At 33.4% G+C, this 20,282-nt stretch carries 25 protein-coding genes; 9 read left to right on the top strand and 16 right to left on the bottom strand.

The features are described from left to right. Positions 1-144 precede the first annotated feature (144 nt). Positions 145-1,110, bottom strand: coding sequence for an acetyl-CoA carboxylase carboxyl transferase subunit alpha (gene accA / locus E3U55_RS16340; RefSeq protein WP_134341559.1), 966 nt, complete (start codon positions 1,108-1,110; stop codon positions 145-147). A gap of 263 nt (positions 1,111-1,373) precedes the next feature. Between accA and E3U55_RS17615 the strand changes: the two genes are divergently transcribed. Beyond that, entirely contained in the window at positions 1,374-1,643 is a 270-nt protein-coding gene (locus tag E3U55_RS17615) for a hypothetical protein (RefSeq protein WP_134341558.1), read from the top strand. 314 nt (positions 1,644-1,957) lie between these two features. On the opposite strand, the gene E3U55_RS16330 is transcribed toward E3U55_RS17615, so the two are convergent. Both E3U55_RS16330 and E3U55_RS16325 read right to left on the bottom strand, forming a co-directional pair. Then, positions 1,958-2,569 carry a histidine phosphatase family protein gene (locus E3U55_RS16330; protein WP_323740426.1) on the bottom strand — a complete coding sequence of 204 codons (612 nt, stop codon included), beginning with the start codon at positions 2,567-2,569 and terminating at the stop codon, positions 1,958-1,960. Between the two features lie 104 nt (positions 2,570-2,673). Next, positions 2,674-2,907, bottom strand: coding sequence for a hypothetical protein (locus E3U55_RS16325; protein ID WP_134341557.1), 234 nt, complete (start codon positions 2,905-2,907; stop codon positions 2,674-2,676). Positions 2,908-3,344: 437 nt separating this feature from the next. On the opposite strand from E3U55_RS16325, the gene E3U55_RS16320 reads away from it, so the two are divergent. Then, the gene (locus tag E3U55_RS16320) at positions 3,345-3,965 is read left to right on the top strand and encodes a phospholipase D-like domain-containing protein (protein WP_134341556.1); all 621 of its coding nucleotides are present in this window, start codon (positions 3,345-3,347) and stop codon (positions 3,963-3,965) included. A gap of 139 nt (positions 3,966-4,104) precedes the next feature. Further along, positions 4,105-4,563, top strand: coding sequence for a hypothetical protein (locus tag E3U55_RS16315; RefSeq protein ID WP_134341555.1), 459 nt, complete (start codon positions 4,105-4,107; stop codon positions 4,561-4,563). Positions 4,564-5,000: 437 nt separating this feature from the next. Here E3U55_RS16315 and E3U55_RS16310 read toward each other — a convergent pair whose 3' ends face one another. The 3 genes from E3U55_RS16310 to E3U55_RS16300 all read right to left on the bottom strand — a co-directional run bounded on the left by E3U55_RS16310 (position 5,001) and on the right by E3U55_RS16300 (position 9,081). Further along, complete coding sequence (locus E3U55_RS16310) at positions 5,001-6,044, bottom strand: flavin-containing monooxygenase (RefSeq protein WP_134341554.1); 1,044 nt, start codon at positions 6,042-6,044, stop codon at positions 5,001-5,003. Between the two features lie 69 nt (positions 6,045-6,113). Next, entirely contained in the window at positions 6,114-8,750 is a 2,637-nt protein-coding gene (locus E3U55_RS16305; RefSeq protein ID WP_134341553.1) for a heavy metal translocating P-type ATPase, read from the bottom strand. Positions 8,751-8,763: 13 nt separating this feature from the next. Further along, entirely contained in the window at positions 8,764-9,081 is a 318-nt protein-coding gene (locus E3U55_RS16300; protein ID WP_134341552.1) for an ArsR/SmtB family transcription factor, read from the bottom strand. Between the two features lie 196 nt (positions 9,082-9,277). Here E3U55_RS16300 and E3U55_RS16295 point away from each other — a divergent pair, with 196 nt between their 5' ends. Together E3U55_RS16295 and E3U55_RS16290 are read left to right on the top strand one after the other, a co-directional pair. Beyond that, positions 9,278-9,961 carry a DsbA family protein gene (locus tag E3U55_RS16295; protein ID WP_134341551.1) on the top strand — a complete coding sequence of 228 codons (684 nt, stop codon included), beginning with the start codon at positions 9,278-9,280 and terminating at the stop codon, positions 9,959-9,961. Next, entirely contained in the window at positions 9,961-10,386 is a 426-nt protein-coding gene (locus E3U55_RS16290; RefSeq protein WP_134341550.1) for a disulfide oxidoreductase, read from the top strand. The genes E3U55_RS16295 and E3U55_RS16290 overlap by 1 nt, the downstream gene beginning before the upstream one ends. Before the next feature lie 51 nt (positions 10,387-10,437). Here E3U55_RS16290 and E3U55_RS16285 read toward each other — a convergent pair whose 3' ends face one another. From E3U55_RS16285 to E3U55_RS16270, 4 genes are all read right to left on the bottom strand, one after another. After that, the gene (locus E3U55_RS16285; protein ID WP_134341549.1) at positions 10,438-11,586 is read right to left on the bottom strand and encodes a copper resistance D family protein; all 1,149 of its coding nucleotides are present in this window, start codon (positions 11,584-11,586) and stop codon (positions 10,438-10,440) included. Between the two features lie 4 nt (positions 11,587-11,590). Continuing rightward, positions 11,591-12,187 carry a copper resistance CopC family protein gene (locus tag E3U55_RS16280; protein WP_134341548.1) on the bottom strand — a complete coding sequence of 199 codons (597 nt, stop codon included), beginning with the start codon at positions 12,185-12,187 and terminating at the stop codon, positions 11,591-11,593. Positions 12,188-12,317: 130 nt separating this feature from the next. Next, positions 12,318-13,268, bottom strand: coding sequence for a cation diffusion facilitator family transporter (locus tag E3U55_RS16275; RefSeq protein ID WP_134341547.1), 951 nt, complete (start codon positions 13,266-13,268; stop codon positions 12,318-12,320). Between the two features lie 36 nt (positions 13,269-13,304). Beyond that, on the bottom strand, positions 13,305-13,631 hold the full coding sequence (locus E3U55_RS16270; RefSeq protein ID WP_134341546.1) for an ArsR/SmtB family transcription factor: 327 nt from the start codon (positions 13,629-13,631) through the stop codon (positions 13,305-13,307). A 165-nt stretch (positions 13,632-13,796) separates the two neighbouring features. On the opposite strand from E3U55_RS16270, the gene E3U55_RS17610 reads away from it, so the two are divergent. After that, positions 13,797-14,522: a ZIP family metal transporter gene (locus tag E3U55_RS17610; protein WP_194840961.1), complete on the top strand. Its 726-nt coding sequence runs from the start codon at positions 13,797-13,799 to the stop codon at positions 14,520-14,522. Between the two features lie 62 nt (positions 14,523-14,584). Here the strand turns inward: E3U55_RS17610 and E3U55_RS16260 are convergent, their stop codons facing one another. Both E3U55_RS16260 and E3U55_RS16255 read right to left on the bottom strand, forming a co-directional pair. After that, complete coding sequence (locus E3U55_RS16260) at positions 14,585-15,157, bottom strand: manganese efflux pump MntP (protein ID WP_134341545.1); 573 nt, start codon at positions 15,155-15,157, stop codon at positions 14,585-14,587. 643 nt (positions 15,158-15,800) lie between these two features. Continuing rightward, positions 15,801-16,274 (bottom strand): divergent PAP2 family protein, encoded by a 474-nt coding sequence (locus tag E3U55_RS16255; protein ID WP_134341544.1) that lies wholly within the window; start codon positions 16,272-16,274, stop codon positions 15,801-15,803. Between the two features lie 136 nt (positions 16,275-16,410). On the opposite strand from E3U55_RS16255, the gene E3U55_RS16250 reads away from it, so the two are divergent. Both E3U55_RS16250 and E3U55_RS16245 read left to right on the top strand, forming a co-directional pair. Next, positions 16,411-17,727 carry a glycosyl hydrolase family 18 protein gene (locus E3U55_RS16250; RefSeq protein ID WP_194840960.1) on the top strand — a complete coding sequence of 439 codons (1,317 nt, stop codon included), beginning with the start codon at positions 16,411-16,413 and terminating at the stop codon, positions 17,725-17,727. 205 nt (positions 17,728-17,932) lie between these two features. Further along, positions 17,933-18,478 carry a PilZ domain-containing protein gene (locus E3U55_RS16245; RefSeq protein WP_134341542.1) on the top strand — a complete coding sequence of 182 codons (546 nt, stop codon included), beginning with the start codon at positions 17,933-17,935 and terminating at the stop codon, positions 18,476-18,478. A 62-nt stretch (positions 18,479-18,540) separates the two neighbouring features. Here the strand turns inward: E3U55_RS16245 and E3U55_RS17605 are convergent, their stop codons facing one another. From E3U55_RS17605 to E3U55_RS16240, 4 genes are all read right to left on the bottom strand, one after another. Beyond that, positions 18,541-18,699, bottom strand: a complete 159-nt coding sequence (locus E3U55_RS17605; protein WP_194840959.1) for a hypothetical protein — start codon at positions 18,697-18,699, stop codon at positions 18,541-18,543. A 197-nt stretch (positions 18,700-18,896) separates the two neighbouring features. Beyond that, the gene (locus tag E3U55_RS17500; RefSeq protein ID WP_153801976.1) at positions 18,897-19,049 is read right to left on the bottom strand and encodes a hypothetical protein; all 153 of its coding nucleotides are present in this window, start codon (positions 19,047-19,049) and stop codon (positions 18,897-18,899) included. A gap of 36 nt (positions 19,050-19,085) precedes the next feature. Next, entirely contained in the window at positions 19,086-19,238 is a 153-nt protein-coding gene (locus tag E3U55_RS17495) for a hypothetical protein (RefSeq protein WP_153801975.1), read from the bottom strand. 100 nt (positions 19,239-19,338) lie between these two features. After that, positions 19,339-19,542, bottom strand: a complete 204-nt coding sequence (locus tag E3U55_RS16240; protein WP_134341541.1) for a GNAT family protein — start codon at positions 19,540-19,542, stop codon at positions 19,339-19,341. Positions 19,543-19,655: 113 nt separating this feature from the next. Here E3U55_RS16240 and E3U55_RS16235 point away from each other — a divergent pair, with 113 nt between their 5' ends. After that, entirely contained in the window at positions 19,656-19,982 is a 327-nt protein-coding gene (locus tag E3U55_RS16235) for a hypothetical protein (protein ID WP_134341540.1), read from the top strand. Positions 19,983-20,282: the final 300 nt, after the last annotated feature.

Below are 20,282 nucleotides of genomic sequence, written 5' to 3'. Positions count from 1 at the left end.
TAAGTATGCTTGAAACTCGTCGAAACGGTCGTAAACCACTTCATTCAACAATATGTTCAGACAAGTGGCTTGAAATCCTGCGAATAAGTGAGTATTTGAAAGAAAATTGATTCTAACCGAGGGAGTTGAACAAGGCTTAGACTTCTAAACAAAGTGGTTCGTACTATATACTCCAACATCTTTATACTTATTATATCTGTGCTCAACAACCATTTCTTCAGAATAACTCGAAAACTCATCAAGCGAACTTTTGATAACTTCCTTCACCTTTACAACCTGTTCCTTAGGGTTATTGTGTGCTCCACCTTTTATTTCCGTAATGATTTGATCTATAATACCTAACTCTTTTAAGTCTGGTGCTGTAATTTTCATTGAATTTGCAGCTGCTTCCCCTTTTGTACTATCTTTCCAAAGTAATGCTGCTGCTGATTCAGGTGCAATTACAGAGAACCATGTATTCTCTAACATATGTAAGTGATTTCCTACACCAATTCCTAATGCGCCACCACTAGCTCCTTCACCAATGACTATACAAATAATAGGAACACGTAAACCAGCCATTTCAAATAAATTATGTGCTAATGCCCTTGATTGTCCCCGTTCTTCAGCACCCTTTCCAGGGAATGCCCCTTTTGTATCTATAAACGAAATAATGGGTCTATTGAACTTTTCTGCCTGTTTCATAAGTCTCAAAGCTTTACGATAACCCTCAGGGTTAGGCATTCCGAAATTCCTAAATAGATTCTCTTTTGTATCTCTCCCTCTTTGTTGACCAATAATGGTCACAGGGGTTCTATTAAACTTAGCGACTCCACCAACAATAGCTTTATCATCGCCAAAATACCGATCGCCATGTAATTCAATAAAATTATCAAATAACAATGGAATATAGTCTAATGTGGTTGGTCTATTCGGGTGACGCGCAATTTGTACTCTTTGCCAAGGTGTTAAATTAGAGTAGATTTCGTCCTGTAAATTATCTACTCTCTTCTGTAAATTAGAAATTTCCTTATTCAAATCAACATCTGCATCTTCTGCATAAGCAATAAGTTCTGAGATTTTTTCCTTTAATTCAAATATTGGTTTTTCAAATTCTAAATAATTTTTCATAAATACACCTCATTGGTAAATATATAGACAAGTAAATGTTAACATAAAATTCCAAATAAAGCTTTATTATGTCATAATTTTCAGAAACTAAAATAAATAAAAGAAAAAGGAGATTAATATGATGCTCGCCATTTCCCTCTTAGACTATTGCCCTTATTACTTTAAGGCTTTGTGCGTAAATTTTGTTGCATTTGTAATCAATAAAATTTCTACACTGTTAAAATATGTTATAATCAAGAAAATTAAGAAAAGAGGTGCGGGATTTGATTGAAAACTTTAGCTTTTGGTCTATATGTTTGGTAATCATAGGTTTGTTCTTAGCAATAGAACCATTTTCCCCTCTCAACTTACCTTTTATCACAAATTGGTATGGCGTTTTAGTAGGAGCAATTATATATTTAATCGGGTTTGTCTTGTCACTAATTGCAATAGTCAGACAAGAAAAAGGGGTAACAAAGTATATTTCACTCGCTTCTATGTTCTTTGCAATATATTGTGTTGTTACTTTGTTTATCAATATAGGTAGAATCTAAAAAGGGCTGTTCTCATATTTCTCCTGTTGTCTTTTAGTATTTATATTTATTTTCCCATTGCTCTAGCCAGTCATTGAAATCACCATGTAACTCTTCAGCTGTTTTCCCATCTAAGGAGTAAGACTTAACAATACAACTAATTTAAAAAAGGAATAATTTTCACGCAATAAATACACAGTCTTTTTCATGATGCACAACCTTTACTCTCATAGTTACCTTTATATTTTTCATTAAAAGCCTGCTTATTCTACAATCCTGTCCGTTAGTGGATCAAGGAGCAATATCCTTATTCAACTAATGCCCTAAAATATAAATTACTCTAAATGTTTTATACAGTTATATAAAATACAGTCCCATTTGCCTTCTGTATTATTTAAAATAGTTATAGATGTATTATCGATGTATGTCTTTTGAAATTTTTGTGGAAGTAATCGTTGTAATGTTAAACCTATTAAAGCACCGTGACTAATTACCAATATTCTTCTGTCATTATATGTACTAACTATCTCTTCTAAAAAATCTCTTCCTCTTTTAGATACGTCTTCAAATTTTTCCATTCCAAGCTCTAAGTTACTCCAATTACTTCCCCAGAGTTTAACCCTTTCTTCCTCAGTGGTTCCCTCAATTTTCCCACAATTTATCTCTCGAACTCTTGCTTCGGCATGGCTAATAGGTAAACCTAATTTACTTCCAATAATTTGTGCTGTTTCGACTGCTCTGGATAAGTCACTCGTAATAATCATATCCCAATTATCTTCTTTTGATAATCTATCCCCAATATCTGATGCTTGCTTTCTACCTATTTTATTTAGAGGAATATCAGAGGCTCCTTGTGCTTTACCTAAAGAATTCCATTCTGTTACTCCGTGTCTAATAAATCCAATTGTTGTCATTCCCCCACTCCCCTTCCGAATATCTATTTTCAACAACCCTAACCCCTTAGTCGATCAAGGAGCATTATTCGTTATTAAACTAACGCCCCAGTTAATGCAATTAGAATAAACTTTTATTAACTGGTTTAGAAGAACCATTAACCATTGATTATTTCACCAGAACATTGTCTTAATTTATCCAAAGCACTTTCAATTGCACGTTCTTCAGTATCTACAAGTGACATTCCTTCCTTTATTTGAGACCAAAACTTATAACCACTATCTTCCTGCCACATAAACACTTCGGTAGTATAGAGACCATCTGTTCTCTTAATAACTTGGGCTTTATATTGTTTACTTGGTGATATAAACTCATTGATAAATTGCTCCATTGAACCACCTCAATAAAATTCTTCTCTTTTTCAACTAACCTGCCCCTATAGTTAAAGTACAATCCTTCACAAACTTAATGCTATTTTAACATAAAATTCCAAAGTGTTTTGATTCCAGTAACTTTATTTAGCTACCTTTTTCATAGAGCTGATTCTAAAATTGACTTCTAAACTGTCGATTGTATTGGCAGTTAAATTAACTGTTATTTTCCTTTGTACAATAAACGTTGTCATTCGTGCATAACATAAAAAACTGGTGCCAATTGCAGGGAAAAGTTTATAAAAAGCTGTCAAACCAGAAAAAGTGGCGTGGTCGATTCCCACGCCATTTACTATGTCATTTTAGTCACATGACCTCAAAATTGAACGGTTTATCAAATTCTTAGGAATAGGACAACATTACTTGTACATAAGCGTATATTAAGGGGGGATAGGTAATGGATATGGCTACAATAGTTGGTACATGTACCTTGGGAGCTTCGATTGTCGGTTATATACTTTATAAAAGTAGTAGACAAAATGACCAAATGAATATGATCGAAGTAAAATCAAATGATGGAGAGGATACAATCAAACTTGATTATGCGTTTACAAAAACAAATCAAAAACCTGATCAAATATTAAAAAACTTAATTGATCAAGCCAAAGAAACAATAGACCTCGCTGTTTTTACATTTACAGACAAAGGAATCTTACAAAGTATTATTCAAGCAACCAATAGGGGAGTAAAGGTTCGATTAATTACAGACCGTAAGCAGTCCAAAAATGCATATGGTCAAGATGAAGTCTTAGAAAAACTTACACATGCTGGGGTACCGATTAAAGAAAACTGTCATGATGGTTATATGCATTTAAAAATTACTATTGTCGATTCTTCTGTAATTTCTGTTGGTTCTTACAACTATACAAAAGCGGCAAGAAATAAGCACGATGAAATATTGGTAGTTATTAAAAATAAAAAAGTAGGAGCTGAATGGTCAAAACACTTTGATTATATGTGGTATAAGACAAGTGATTATAGAAGTATAAACAGTGATAGTATACCTAGTGTCTCATAACCTATATTGGGTTAGCGTTAAAGGATCTACTTACAAACTTTAATCAACTCAATTAGTGTAAAAACTTAACTTCATATCCATTTTTTTGTCTTATTATAAAACAAGCCTTCATATAATAAATTTAAAAGGAGGCGTTTAAATGATTAACTTTGGAAAGGACATTTTCAGTAACAATCTAGTACAATTTTTATTAATCGGATTGAGCTTATGTATGGCGATCTTAGCACAACAATTATCTGCTGGTGTGGCAGACATGTCATTATCCACTTTCATATCAAAAAGCTTTAAATACCTATTCAATAGTAGCAATGAATTTAGTGTACTGGTTAATGCATTTTTACCTGGAATAATGTACATTTTATCCTGTATCGGTTTACTTTGGATGGGAATAACTAATATGATAATGTTTAAACTTGAAGAAAGAAAGCTTGATGTAGGACTAAAGTTTATATTAGGTTTATCTCAAATCATCTTATTTGGTTTATTTTTTTATACAGGTGGAAAATTATTTTTCTATTTCATTTCCTTTGCTTTATCTATAATTTTCTTAGTTGCTTTATTTACTTCAGGATCGCCCACAAATCAAGAACATAATTAAACAAAGAGAAATATGTAATTTTTAAGCTATTGTTTCGCTTTTTTGTTGCGAATTAAACAAGTACACTTATATATAATATTGCGCTGCATTTTGCAGCGCTTTTTATTTGCAATAAATAACCCGATTCAATGCCAACTGAGTCGTGTTAACACATATCTTACTTTATCACGATATTCAACTAACTATTGCCACAAGCACTTTAAGTACATACAATTAGATGTTGTTTGCTACGCTGTATCGTTGTACTACGCAGCAAAATACTCACTTGGTCATATGCCTTCTTCAACTGACACCCCGTTTAGTTGAAGAAACAGAACATAGGTAAACTATGGAAAACTAATGTTCATTGAACAGCTTTCACTTAAAGTATTATCAACTCTAATTTTAAAGGTTTATTCTCAAGGTAGTTGAAGAATTAGCAGTGTTTTTATCTAGTGTTAAATATTTTTATTAACTATATATTTGTAAAGATATTTTGCATCTGCTCCTACTCCCTGAAGAAGTGCAGAGCCTCTACTTGATTGCCAAGCTAACCCTAAGAAATATAGACCGTCTATAGAAGTAACTCCTCTTTGATGAATGGGCATTCCCTTTTCATCAAATAAACCAGGTAAGTCAATCCAACTATAATTTGACTTAAATCCCGTAGCCCATATAACATTATTAACTTTTAATTGGCTTTCATCTTCAAAGACAAAACTATCATTTTTAAGTATTTTAGTTCTAGGTTTTAGTATTATTTTTCTTTTTTTAATTAGGTTTTCGAGTTCAAACCCAAAAATAGGGTCGTGTTGTTTTCTAAGAAACTGACCAATTTTAGAATTAACATTTGCTTTATATAAACCTAATTTGTCTAAGTACCAAAAAATACTTTTACTGCCTATATTCAGCGGGAAAAATTTTAACTTATGACCAGAAGATAAATAAGTTTCTCTGTATTTAGACACTTCAACAGCTATCTGGGCCCCGCTATTACCACTTCCAACTACCAAAACACTTCCACTCTTCAGTTGTGAGGGATTTCTATATTCAGAAGAATGTAGTTGAATAATATCCTTTGATAAGTTAGAAGAAAAAGTTGGTATATTAGGCTTTTGAAAAGGTCCTGTAGCAATGATGACATTCTGAGAATGATATTCTCCTTTAGATGTTGAAATCACGAAAACACCTTTTTGTTTGCGAATATTTATGACTTCAGTATTAAGACTAATCGGCAAATTAAAATACACTGCATAGTTTGTTAGGTATTGAGCAATTTCGTCTTTATGAGGAAAGCCTTGTGGATCCCCTTTAAGTTTTAATCCTGGTAATGAACTATATAATCGTGGCGTAAACAACACCAAGGAATCATATCGATTTTTCCATACCTCTCCGATTTCTTTATTTTTATCTAAGATGATGAATGATTGATTCAATTGCTTTAAGTAATAACCCATCACTAAACCTGCCTGTCCGGCACCAATGACAATTGTATGGTACATGTCTTCACATCCTGAAATTAATAATTGTTATATGTAAAAGCAGCCCTATAACCATAGGACTGCTTCCATTTAACCTTTAACTCTTAGTAATCGTAAGGCATTTAAAATGACAATTAAAGCTGCTCCTGTATCACTCAACACAGCCATCCAAAGAGTTAGCCATCCCGGGAATATAAGTATCAACGCAACAAACTTTACAATTAAAGAAAACCAAATATTTTGTTTGATAATTGATAAAGCTTTTCGACTTAACTTAACGGTATGTGGTAGCTTCTCTAAATTATCAGCCATTAGAACGATATCGGCAGTTTCCATGGCTGTATCCGTTCCAGCACCACCCATCGCAATACCTAGATCAGAAGTTGCCAGTGCTGGTGCATCGTTTATACCATCACCAACCATTGCTACTTTGTGACCTTCTTTTTGCAATTGTTTAATGGCATCGACTTTATCTTCTGGAAGTAATTCTGCGAAATAGCGATTGACATTAGCTTCTTTCGAAATCATTTGAGCCGTTCCTTCATTATCACCAGTTAACATGACCACTTGTTTAACACCGACTTGCTTCAGCCCTTTTAATGACTTAACAGTAGTTGTTCGAATCTTATCAGCAACGGAAATTATACCCATAATTTCTCTGGCTGTACCAATGATCACAACTGTTTTTCCTTGTCTTTGCATGTCGTCTACTTTTGATTGAATGGCTTCTAGATCGAAATCCATTTCTTCGAAAAGCTTTAAGTTACCGGCATAATAAACTTCCCCATCGATGGTTGCTTGAACACCTTTACCAACGATACTCTTAAATAGCTCGCCATCTTTAGCCTGAACGCCTTGGTCCTTTGCATATTCCACAATCGTTTTAGCTATAGGGTGAGTCGAATAATTCTCTAGTGTATAAGCCAGTGATATTAATTCAACTTCTGATAGAGTCAATGCATCAATATCAGATACTTGTGGCTTCCCTTCCGTCAGTGTGCCTGTTTTATCAAAAGCAATTGCATTAATTGCGCCAGCTTTTTCCAGGAATGTCCCACCTTTGATTAATACACCATTCCTTGCAGCGTTTCCGATGGCAGATACAATGGCGACAGGAGTAGATATAACTAATGCGCAAGGACAAGCAACAACTAATAGTGCGAGTCCTTTATATATCCATTCACCCCATGTACCAAAACCAAAAAGGGGCGGTAATACGATGACAACTAACGCCAATACAAACACGATTGGTGTATAAATACTTGCAAATTTATCAATAAACGCCTGAGTAGGTGCTCTCTGTTCCTGAGCTTCTTCTACCAAATGAATAATTTTTGATATCGTTGTGTCTTCAACTAACTTAGTCACTCTAACTTCAATCGAGCCACTTTCATTAATGGTTCCAGCATAGACTGTATCTCCATCTACTTTATCTACTGGAATAGATTCACCTGTAATTGGTGCCTGATTAACACTCGTTTCACCACTTATAATTTCCCCATCTAAGGGTAGTCGGTCACCTGGCTTTATCACCACGATATCTCCTACTGCAACCTCTTCTACTGATTTTTTGACTAACTCAGCATTAATTTTTACCCAAGCTACAGAGGGGGCTAAATCCATTAGGTTGCTGATTGACTTCCTTGTTCTTTCAATCGATTTATTTTGAAGAACATTCCCCAATGCAAATAGCCATACGACAGTGGCCCCTTCAAACCATTCTCCTATTAGAGCAGCACCAATTGCAGCTGCTGACATTAAGACGTTCATATCTAATGAACGGCTTTTGATGGCAAAATAAGCACTTTTAACAGGTTTATAACCACTTAAAACAATTGCAATTGCATATAAGAAAGTTGAGATTAATGGAGAAACCCCATTATATGGCCCTAAGAAACCTAATACGATTAGAAGACCAGAGAACGTAATTAATCCGTATCCCTCTTTGGTTTTTGTTGCCTCAGCAGATTGGCCACTATTGTTTGTGAGTAACGAGGCTTTATAGCCAATTTTAGAAACTTCTGAGACAATTTCATCGACACTATTTTCATGTTCTATTTTCATTTTACCAGTTGAAAAGTTAACATTGACACTTTGAACAGAAGGTAAGGCTTTGAAATGGTTTTCAATGCTACTTGCACAACTGCCACAGTCCATTCCTTCAACATGGTAAGTCTTTAGATTTCTATTTTGATTGATTGGTTCTGCTTTAAATCCTAGTTTTTGAACTTCACTTTCAACATAATCAAGAGCTAATGCATTGTTTCCAGTGACCTGTAATTTAGCTGTATTGTAGTTGACTTTTGCTTCTTGAACGTCATTTATCTTGTTTAAACCTTTTTCTATCGTTAAAGCACATGATGGGCAATCCATTCCATGTATACGATATTCGAATTTTTCACCTTTAAGAGAAACTGATGGTTTTTCATTGTTGCTACGATTGGTCACGCCTGTAACCTTTCCCTCTTCTATGTTACTGCAACATGTATCCAACTCTGCTGCTTCTTGGCTACTGCAGCAAGCATCATTTTCCTTACGACCTTCAGACTGGTTACTACAACAAGAACTATCAGTATTTTGTTCGGCAACTTCTTTTGCAACATTTTCTCTGCTACAGCAACTAGACTCATTTAATTCTTTAGAAGCCACGTTTTCAACCTGACTACTACAACAATCCTTATTACTTAATTGTTCAGGTTTACCTGAACCACAACATTTATCTGACATAGGTTTAATCCTCCTAGCTTATATGATTTTCACAAGTAGCCACATCATCTTCAATATCGTTGAGAACGCTATCAAACATATTTAATAATTCTCGAATCTGTTGGTTACGCAAACCATAGTACACATATTTACCTTCTTGCCTGCCTACAATTATTCCACAGCCCTTTAAACAAGCTAAATGTTGTGAGATATTAGATTGATTTCCATCTATTTCGTTGACTATTTCAGAGACAGTTTTTTCTTTATCTTTGATACATTCCAGAATCTGAATTCTTGTTTTATGAGAAAAACCATGTAGAAACTCAACTTTCAGATCAACGTTATTGTTCAATTTTTGACCTCCTCATATTAGTAATAACTAATATAATTTGTTATCATCATATTAGCAACATCTAATATGTGTGTCAAACCTTTGAATTCTAAACAATATATGAACATTTTAAAATTAAATCAACTTTTTAAAAGTATGGTGTTATTATTGCTTTAAATATTTTAATTGATAAGATTATATAGAGAGGTGTACTCGCATGAAAAGTAAAGGATCACCATTTAAAATTGCTGTAATAATAACCTTAGTGGTAGTCATACTACTGACTGTTTTGGTCATTATGAATAAAAATCAATCTAAGGATGAACAAGAAATGAGTTTTGGTGAAACGCCATCAATTGAAGGACAACCTATCATAGGAGATCCAGATGCCCCAGTAACCGTTGTAGAGTTTGGAGATTTCAAGTGCCCTGCGTGTAAAGCATGGGGAGAAACGATTTTTCCACAGTTGGTGAATGATTACGTAGAAGCTGGTAAAGCTAAATTCTCATTCATAAATGTACTTTTCCACGGTGAAGAATCAAAATTAGCTTCTTTAGCTTCGGAATCTGTTTACAAACAAAGTCCTAGTGCTTATTGGGAGTTTAATAAGGCATTATTTGATGAGCAACCAAGTGCAAATCATGACAGCCAATGGGTAACAACAGAAAAGATTATAGAAATCGCCAGTGATATAAATAGCATTGATATAGATAAATTAAAAACATCAATTGAAAATAATTCAGAAATCAATGAAGTCAAAAAAGATACTGAATTAGTCAATAAGTTTGACGTCCAGCTCACACCAACAATTATGGTCAATAATATTATGATTGAAGATCCATTTGACTATGAAGAAATTAAACTTGCCATTGATCAAGCATTGGAAGAAGCTAATCTATAATGGAACGACTAGATAAACAACAAATGTTTCTTTATTTGGCTTGGATCGTTTCACTTGTTGCGACTTTAGGTAGCCTTTACTTTAGTGGTATTAAAGGATTTATACCGTGTGAGCTATGCTGGTATCAACGAATATTAATGTACCCATTAACTATAATACTTGGAATTGCTACCTTTCAAAATGAACGATTTATTAAAAAATATGTTTTACCTATAGCAATCATTGGTTGTTCTATCTCAATATTCCACTATTTAGAGCAAAAGGTTCCGGGCTTTGCAGAGATTAAGCCCTGTGCCAGTGGTGTGCCTTGTAACGTGGAATATATTAATTGGTTTGGATTTATAACCATACCATTCTTAGCCTTAATCGCATTCAGTATAGTTATAATTTTAATGCTCTTTATTAAGATTTCTAAAAATAAGTAATAAAAAAACAGGTGTCATGAATTACAGAAATGACACCTGTTTTTTACGAAATTATTGAATTCCAAACATAATTCCAAAATACAGAGCAACTACCATCAATAGCGCACTTAGGGAAGAAACAAACGTAGAATGTTTCTTTGTAGATGCCAAAATAGTGATCACCATAAATATAAAACCCAATCCAAATAACAAATAGCTTTCTAACCCGAACCTAAAAGAGACATTAAACATCTTGAGTGTGTCAGAATCATGAATGGCCGCCACTATGTTCCCGTCATATAAAGTTGTAAACATTGGTGAGGCCCCATATGTTTTAACCAAACTGTAAATTTGATGAGGAGGCCAAGACTGTCCCATAAAAGCTGTTAAACCAAAAACAATTAAAGCATAAACACTTTCAATTCTTGCCCATTTTAATGGGTTAAATGAAGTTTGATTCAAGTTCTTTCTGAACAAAATTCCATTAAGCACAGCAAATATTACCAATGAAATTATAAATATATGCTTTAACAGTAACGCCTGTCCATAATTAACAATAAGGCCGTTTTGATATTCTTGTAGCACAGAAGCATTCGGATCATCGTAAGAATTGATATCGATTTGCATTGTAAAATAACCTGCTATGACAGCGACTACAAGACAGGTTACAGCGACCGGAGTAAACCACTTTAAGAAAGCTGCCCAATTATTATAGTTTTTAGAAAACCAGCTAACGACTAATAAAATCCCTATCCATATAGAAACAGCTAAAAAGTGCATCGTATGGTATAGAAAGCCTTGCCACTCTGTTATTGAAGCAGCATGACTCGATTTGGTATATCCTAGTAGCATGAAAAGGGTGATGAATAAAGCTATATATATGAGTATTTTGTTAGTCTTAAGGTTTTTGGCAAAAATAACTCGTAGCAATGCTAATGATAGTAAAGCAATTAGTATCCAATTTTTACCTACTTCAAAAGTAAAAAGTATATTCTTAAATATAAACCAATAATTTTGATCACCATTCAATATATCAGCAGTATTTAATACTGGAACTAATGCTGCTAATGGAATGAACAAAGCTGCTAGAAATAAAACCTTTTTAGATATGATTATTTGAGGTCTTTTATCCTCTGGGACTAAAAATAAAATTAGTGAACCAAAGATAATCCCAAAGCATGTATATAATATAAATTCAGTAAGTGAAACTAATATTGTCATCGTATCATCCCCTAGAATTCTTTCTTTTTCCACCACTTAACCAAATGATTAACCCAATACATACAATAGCTAATAAAATAATTAAGGTAAAAATAAATACTGACTGATCATTATCGTTCTCGGATTCAATTGTTGAGCTTTCTTCTTGATTTTGATTAATTTTGTTCTTTTGATTTGATTCCTCATTTTGCAGATCATTCTTGTTATCTGAGTTCTCCTTTTCTGCTTTAGATGATTTCACAGTAAATGTATAATCTTTTTTTATTATGTGTCCATCCACACCTAAAATTTCCCATTTAACTGTATAACTACCACTTTTAAGAGGTTGAGTAAATCTTGCTTCTAATGCGTTGTTATCTATTTTAATTGAAGATGGTTCAACTTTTTCCTCATGATCTTTCAATAAATATAATGAACTGCCTTTCTCGATTTTTGTATTAAATTTTAGCTTAACCGATTGAATGGGTCCTCCTAATTTCTCTCCTTTTTTTGGTGTTGCTTCTTCAAGAACTGAATGAGCACTTACAGGCATTTTCATAACAAAGGAAATGGTGAATATCGCTAAAATTATTAATGGAATAAATTTTTTACAAGCAAACATTTGCTATACACCCCTTTTTGCTTACTTTCTTTATCATATCATCACTGCCTTGCACATAATTCAAAAATAATAAATTGTTAAAATTCCTTAAAAAAATACCTCCAACTTATTGGAGGCACTAAACTATTAATTAATGATGGTGATGACCATGGGATGATGAATCATCCTCATTTTGACACATTAAAGTTTCGTCATGAGGGTGGGCTTCATTTTCTAACTGAATGGTCACGTGCCCTATTTCTTTATGTTCTAATTCGTGTTCAACTTGCCTAAGTAATTCTTGACAGTCTGTAATAGATAAGTTTCCATCTACAACTGCGTGACATGATAATGCATTTTTACCGCTTGTTATACTCCAAACGTGTAAATCATGTATACTTCGAATTCCTTTTACATTTTCAATTGACTTAATAACTTCTTCTAAATCAACATTTTTTGGTGTCCCTTCCATAAGTACGTGAACAGCATCCTTTGTTACTCTCCAACCACTAATTAAGACTAGCATTGCGACAATAACACTTGCTAAAGGATCAGCCCATCCCCAGTCAAAGAATATAATTAATAATGCGGCAATAATTGCACCAACGGATCCTAATAAATCACCTAAAACATGAAGAAAAGCAGCTCTTAAGTTCAGGTTATCTTCAGTATTCCCTTTACTCATCAGCATCCATGCAACAATAATATTCACTATTAATCCTAAAGTAGCAATTATTAACATACCTGTCGAAGTTACTTCAGGTGGATCAGCAAATCGATGGTAAGCTTCATAAAAGATATATAATGAAATTAATACTAACGTGACTCCATTAAATACCGCAGCCAAAATTTCAAATCTTTTATATCCATATGTTTTACTGTAATTCGCCACTTTTTCACCAAAAGTAAAGGCTAACACTCCTACTCCAAGTGATATAGAATCACTCAACATATGCCCTGCATCTGATAAAAGAGCCAGACTATTCGTTATAAAACCTCCGACAGCTTCAACAATCATAAAACCAGTAATGATAAAGAAACTAATCATTAATGCTTTTTTATTTGCACCATGTGTGTGATCATGACCGTGATCATGTCCCATAAAAATACCTCCTAACTGCCTCCATAATATAAAATATTAACTATGACAAGCGTGTTGAATAGTTTGTTCGAGGACATTCATTACATGCTCATCGTCATGTGAATAAAACAAGGTGGTTCCCTCTCTACGATACTTCACTAAACGTAAATTTTTTAAAAACCTTAGTTGGTGTGAAACAGTGGTTTGTCTCAGTTTTAAGGCTTCTGCAATTCCATTTACAGAGTATTCACTATGGAATAACAAATGAAGAATCCTAATTCTTGTTGGATCACCTAATGCTTTGAACGTTTGAGAAACCACAAACAATGTTTCTTCATCTAAATCTTTATTATTTATATCTGTATTTTTTTCATCTTCAATCATTATACTCCCCCTTTTAAATACGTAATATATTTGGAGAAAAAAGGTTAATTGTATGTATATATCAATATATATTCATATTTTAATTATTATAAATATGAATGTCAATATAGGTTATGAATAAGATAATTCTAAGACTGAACATCAATTATTTCAGGGAGAGATTATATGGTATCAACATGGTTTATAGGCGCATTCGCTTCAGCAATTGGTATTAGTATCGGTGGTGGACTTGCATGGATGATGAAAAGCATTAAACGTAATTTTAGTTTTATCTATTCTATATGTGCGGGGTTAATAATAGGGTTACTGTTTCTTGAAATGATTCCGGAAAGTATCGAATTAGGAGGTTGGATAATTCTTTTCGTCGGTATATTAATTGGTATATTAATATTTCAATACATTCATAAGATGTTCGATAAAATTACAATTATAACAGATAGTCATCAGAAAGATATGTTCATTCGTTCTGGTGTACTTCTGACAATTAGTATAGCGATACATAATTTTCCTGTTGGTGTAGCTTTAGGTTCAACGCTAGGTACTGATTTAGGAAATTCAATTCTAACTACTCTCGTACTACATAATATCCCTGAAGGAATTATTATTTTCACACCCCTTTTTCTAGCAGGTTTTGGTTTGTTTACTTGGTTATTATTCACTGTTCTTATCTCAGTCCCAATTGCTGTCGGATCATTTGTGGGGCAATATTTAGGAGCTGGAGTTCCTATTCTACTTGCGTTGATAATCAATATTGCTGTAACAGTGATTTTTATGGTCGCTGTAAAAGAAATATTTGGTGAAGCAATAAAACATTCCTCGATAATTAAAAGTTTATTGTTTGGAGTGTTGGGATTTGTGGTTATTTATTTGTATTTAACGTTCTTAATATAAGAATAGCAGGAAAAACTTTTCTCAAATCACTTTATTATAAGTAATAATTCAATAATGATTTTTTAGGTAAAGAAAATATTCAAATGTTCCAGGAGTATTTTTACGCCTATAAAAACAATTACCATACCACCGAAGAGTTCCGCTTTTTTATTCAGACGTTCTCCACTTAGTTGTCCAATTAATACACCTATAAACGATAGAATAAATGTTGTAATGCCTATACTTATAATTGAAAATAATATAGACACTTCAAGAAATGCAAAGCTCACTCCAACAGCTAATGCATCGATACTAGTTGCAAACGAGAGATATATTAAAACTCTATTATTTAAAGGATTATCATGTGCGCGCCCATCTGTAGTTGATATTGAATCAATAATCATTTTTACACCAATTGCACCTAATAATAAAAATGCGATCCAGTGATCAAAACTTTTTATGTAAAAACTAAATTGATTTCCCAAACCCCACCCAACTAAAGGCATTAATGCTTGAAAAAATGTAAAGAATAGACCGATTTTCAATATATTTTTTAGTTTAACTTTGTCTTTAAGTATGGTTCCACTTGAAATTGAAACTGCAAATGCATCCATTGCAATTCCAATAGAAATAATGAAGACCCCAACTACATTCATAAATTAAGTCTCTCCGTTCCTCATTTAAATCAGCTAATGCATAGTAGCATTATCATTTAACTTAAATATACAAATTTATAAAGCTCATTAGGATAATTCTAATCTTAATTATTTGTTGAGCAGTATTGGTCTACTGTGCAGTAGTTTTGTTCATAAAAGAAGCCGAAGGCAATCTTTGCTTCCGCAGAAGCTTCATATAACGTTAATTATGTGTACTTATAAATAACACAATCGAAAAGTATTAATACACGTTTAATAAAGCAACGATTTTAACTATAACAAAAATCCATAGATGATAATTAGTTGAATTTACACATTTTTCAGAGTAAAATTAAAGCCACATACTACACCACAAAAATGCTGCACAAAAATGTGCACAAAACCTGCACAAGAATTAATTAATTTATTTAACTAGCTTACATATACTTAATTTATTTAAATTTCTTCCCTTTCAAAAAGCCTTATTTAATAAGGTTTTCTGGATGTAAATTAACTTATTTAACATAATTAATATATTTAATTTTTTGTCCATAATTTTGACAGGGTGGAGGTCGGTGGTTCGAGCCCACTCGGAGTCATAGGGTGCCAAACCTAACTAGACCTCCCTCGCCCACTGGGCCCGGGAGGTCTTTTCATGTTTAAGTTAAGTATCTACATCCTCACACTTAGCCGAAATCAATCCTATCACAACTCCCAAAACCGCACCACCCAGAACTTCTAACGGTTGGTGTCCCAACATTTCCTCTAACTCCTTATCTGAATCAACTACTTGAAAGCTTGGAAAGTCCCCTGAGAGATCATCTAAATTTCCTCTTAAATCATTAACCAATTGAGCAATCTCACCTGTGTGACGACGAATCCCTTGAGCATCGAACATAACAATAATACCAAAAATGGTCGCTAAAGCTGTTTCTGTATGATTAATCCCTTTATTTGCGGCTAAGTAAGTAGCCAGCGCAGACACGCCAGCTGAATGTGAGCTTGGCATACCACCGGATGTTAGCGCCTGTTTAACATCCCACACCCCTGTTTTACTTTTATGAGTCAGAATTTTCATCCCTTGTGCGATTCCAATCGATAAAACTGATGTTAATATTCCTTTGTGCATTTTCTTCATCACGTTCACCCTATAACTGTCTATTTCAATCTTCCTTATTTTAATGATAAGTGTCTTGTTTTATTCAACCTATCCTATTTATAAAAAGGCATTTACGAAACATACTAATATAAGTCAAAGATTCGGAGGAACGATAATGAAAAAGATAATCACTATCCTATTAGTTCTCATGCTTATTACCCCTATTACTAGCCAAGCATCCATTATATACGTTGTTAAACCAGGGGATACACTTTATCAAATTTCTCAGCAATATGATGTTAACCCAAATGAAATTTCTAAAATTAACGGAATCACGGGCGATCAATTGGTCCCGGGACAATCCCTCGTTTTAAACACCGACCAATATATCGGTGAAGATAATGAATCGTTTTTGGAAATTGCCAATCGACATCAACTATCCATCTTTCATTTATTACAACATAATGACTTTAACGCTTTAATCAATCCAGCTGGTAAGAAAATTACCATTCCCAAACCACAAAAATCAGACATCACAATCAGTTCATTTGCTAGTCCGTCTGATATTGCTGACGGGATTTCCGGACGAAAGTACAATTTTTTAAACCAAATTGCTGCATTTGAATATCATCCTGATGAACAAGGTCATTTAAGTCAGCTGGATCAGATGGAATCATTTAAGAATATCCTTTGGAGAAATGATGTTACTCCATTCGTAACCGTGACCAACATATCTGATAAAGGCTTCGACCCTCACTTAGCCCGTGAGCTTTTGAAAAGCGATAAAAAAACTAAGGTTCTCATTAACGACATTTATAATAAGTTGAATGAGTTTGATTTAAAAGGAGTAGTCATTGATTTTGAAGGTTTAGCTCCCAAAGATCGGCCTCTGTTTAATCAATTCATTAAAAAGCTAACCAACAAACTTCAACCCGCTGGCATGAAAGTTGCTATTGCTGTGCCTCCATTACAAAGTGACCGCTCCCCATCTTGGAATGCGGCTTATGATTATAAGACCCTTGGTCATTACGTAGACTTCATCTTTTTAATGACCTATGACTGGCACTGGCGAGGTGGTGAGCCAGGCCCTATTGCCCCAATCAACCAAGTGGAGAAAACTCTAGACTATGCCGCTTCAGTCATGCCAAAAGACAAAATCATTTTGGGTATTCCTTTATACGCCTATGACTGGCCATCTCTTTGGCCTTTAAATATAGGTACGGGGCAGGCACAAGCTTACTCTCAACATAAGGCGATTGAAAAAGCATTAAAACACGGCAGTCCTATCCACTATGATGCTCAAAGTGAAACGCCGTGGTTTATCTACAAGGATGAGCATGGATTTAAGCATGAAGTTTGGTTTGAAGATGCCAGAAGTCTTTTGGCTAAATATGAAATGGTTAAGAAATTCGATATAAGAGGAATTGGTGGATGGCAAATGATGTTCAACTTTCCTCAATCAGAGCATCTAATAATTGAGTATTTTAATTAAGTTATCACAGTCATAAAGTCAAAATAAATAAGATACCGTGCTCAGTTGGATTTAGGGGCTATTTAGGTTATAATTATATAAAATATATTGCCTAATCCCTCGTTTTTCTGACACCTAAATAATCCTCCAAAGAACAAACAAATCTGTGAAACTTTAGGTTTTATATTCCAATAAATCTTGTTTAAATTCTTAAGGGGATTATTCTATGATGATATTAATTACCATTATCACAGTTAGTTTATCTATCATATTTATTATATTATTATTTACCATTAACATATATAATAAATTAAATAATATGAGGCAAATGAAAGCTAATTTAAGTCAAGAAGTTAGCAATCTGAAACAGAAGTTGGAAAATAGAAAGGCATTTCGTGTTAATTTACCGCTTGAAAAATGCGAATTTGAAATAGTTAAAGTTGGGGAAGAACCAGGTATATTAAATAAATATGAACAAGGAAAAATTAAGGATTTAAGCATGGGCGGAATGAAGTTAATCACAGAAATAGATTTACCGGTTAGAAAACACGTCGTCTTAACCCTATTTTTTAATTTATATGGGAAAGAATATAAACTAAATGGAATAGTAAAGAGAAAGAATGAATTTCACCTTGAGTCTAAATTTACGTATGGTATAGAATTTAAGAATGTTGATAGTAGAACTAAAAGAACTTTATATCGTTTACTTAATAATATTGAAATCGAACGTAAAAAAGCAAAAAATGAATACACCCATAAAAATGGTAGATAACTCCATTTTTATGAGAATAGAAATATGCTAATTATAATCTATCAACGAGTACATTTTAGGTCCTATTTTTTTCTTTTAGCAGATCCGAATCCAACACCAAGCGCAACTCCTATTGCCACTCCAACAGCGATGTTGTCCATTGCTACTCCTAAGGCTGTACCTATTGCTATTCCTACACCAATCCCTAGCCCCATGTTTTGTTTAATATTTTTTTCTGCCATTCTGTATTCCTCCAAACAAAATTTGTCGATTACTTTCCTATTCAACACAAATATCTAATAACCCTTCTGAAAATTAAATTCTAAATCAAAAAAGAGGTAAACATAATCAAACTAGATGTGATGGTTTTTAATCAGAACCTACAGAATAGTACACAAAAATAAAGCCCCGAATGTGATATTCGGTACTCTACTTGATCTTATTGCCCAAAGCTTTCCCGGTCTTCAGAATAATTAACTGTATCAAATACTTCACCTGTATCAGCATTTACGATATTGATCGTCACATTAAAATCATCCGATGATGCACCAGAAAATAACTGATAAATGGTACCTGAGTAGCCAAGACTCATGGTCGCATAATGCTCATAGCTATTTTCATACGCTGCCTAATCTACAATCATAGTAAACTCATCAAAGGTATCATTCACCGCTACATCTTTCATCGACTTAAGATCCTCGTTGTTCACCATTTCTTTTAGGCTTACTGTCATTTCTGTTCGATACTTCTCTAACATTTCTTCGTGTTGTTTTCTCGACATAATATAAGTTAAAGAGCCATCATCATGTTTAATGACCTTTGATAGTCCTTATGCGTATAAAGTATATCTACTACTCCTTGATTATTTACGTTACCAAATCCTATATATTTTTCTTATCCTCGAATACGATATAACTATGACTATTCTGTAGAGGGTTATTCCACTCAGCTATAGTTTGAAAACCAGTCGCCCACGCTTCAACTTGGTTCTCATTATAATCGTGACGACTGACTTTTCGAATGGTTTCTTGAAAAAGTTCTTTTGTTGCTTGAGCATCTTCTGGTTCATAAGGACGAATCTTCAAGTTATGTACACACTCCTTGCCCATATCGTAAACTATTATTACTTGTTATAATAAGAATAAATATAATTAAATGATGATATAATGGAATTATCATATAAAAGGAGATGGCATTCGTGAATTATAAACGTGCCTTTCGTCTTTTGTTATTGTCTGTATTTGTTGTTTATATATTTTGTAATGTAAGTGGAACAGCAATAAATGACATTCCAATCGACACACCAAACTCCATTACTGAAATTAATGAATCCAATTATTCCTTTTATGGATTTGATGATCATAAAAAATTAAATAAATTCTTTTTCCTATTCGTACCACTATTAATTATACCAATACTGCTGAATATACGTTTTGATTTAATTCCTGATTGGTATTACAGATTAAGATTATTAATATTAACACCGGTCTATTACGGAAGTAATTATGTTAAACATTCTTTCTAGTTTATTCAAATTAACTAAACTAGGAGGAATTCAAATGATGTTTTTAAGATTCTTAATGATTGGTGTATTTTCAATCACTGCAATGAGCTTGTTCTCGTTTCAAGGGATTGAAATCTACCATGCGTTTGTGGATTTCTTTAAAAATAGATAATTTTATTTGTACTTTAAATCACATAAACAAGAGGCTGGGACATAACTAGTCAAAAATAACTTAAAAATGGCATCCATCATAAAAATTAAATGATGGATGCCATTTTTTGATGAATCAATATGATGATTTAGGCTTCTTTGGGTGTTTAT

Source organism: Filobacillus milosensis (assembly GCF_004402015.1).
Taxonomy (GTDB): Bacteria; Bacillota; Bacilli; order Bacillales; family Alkalibacillaceae; genus Filobacillus; species Filobacillus milosensis.
This window is presented reverse-complemented; position numbering and strand designations above follow the sequence as displayed.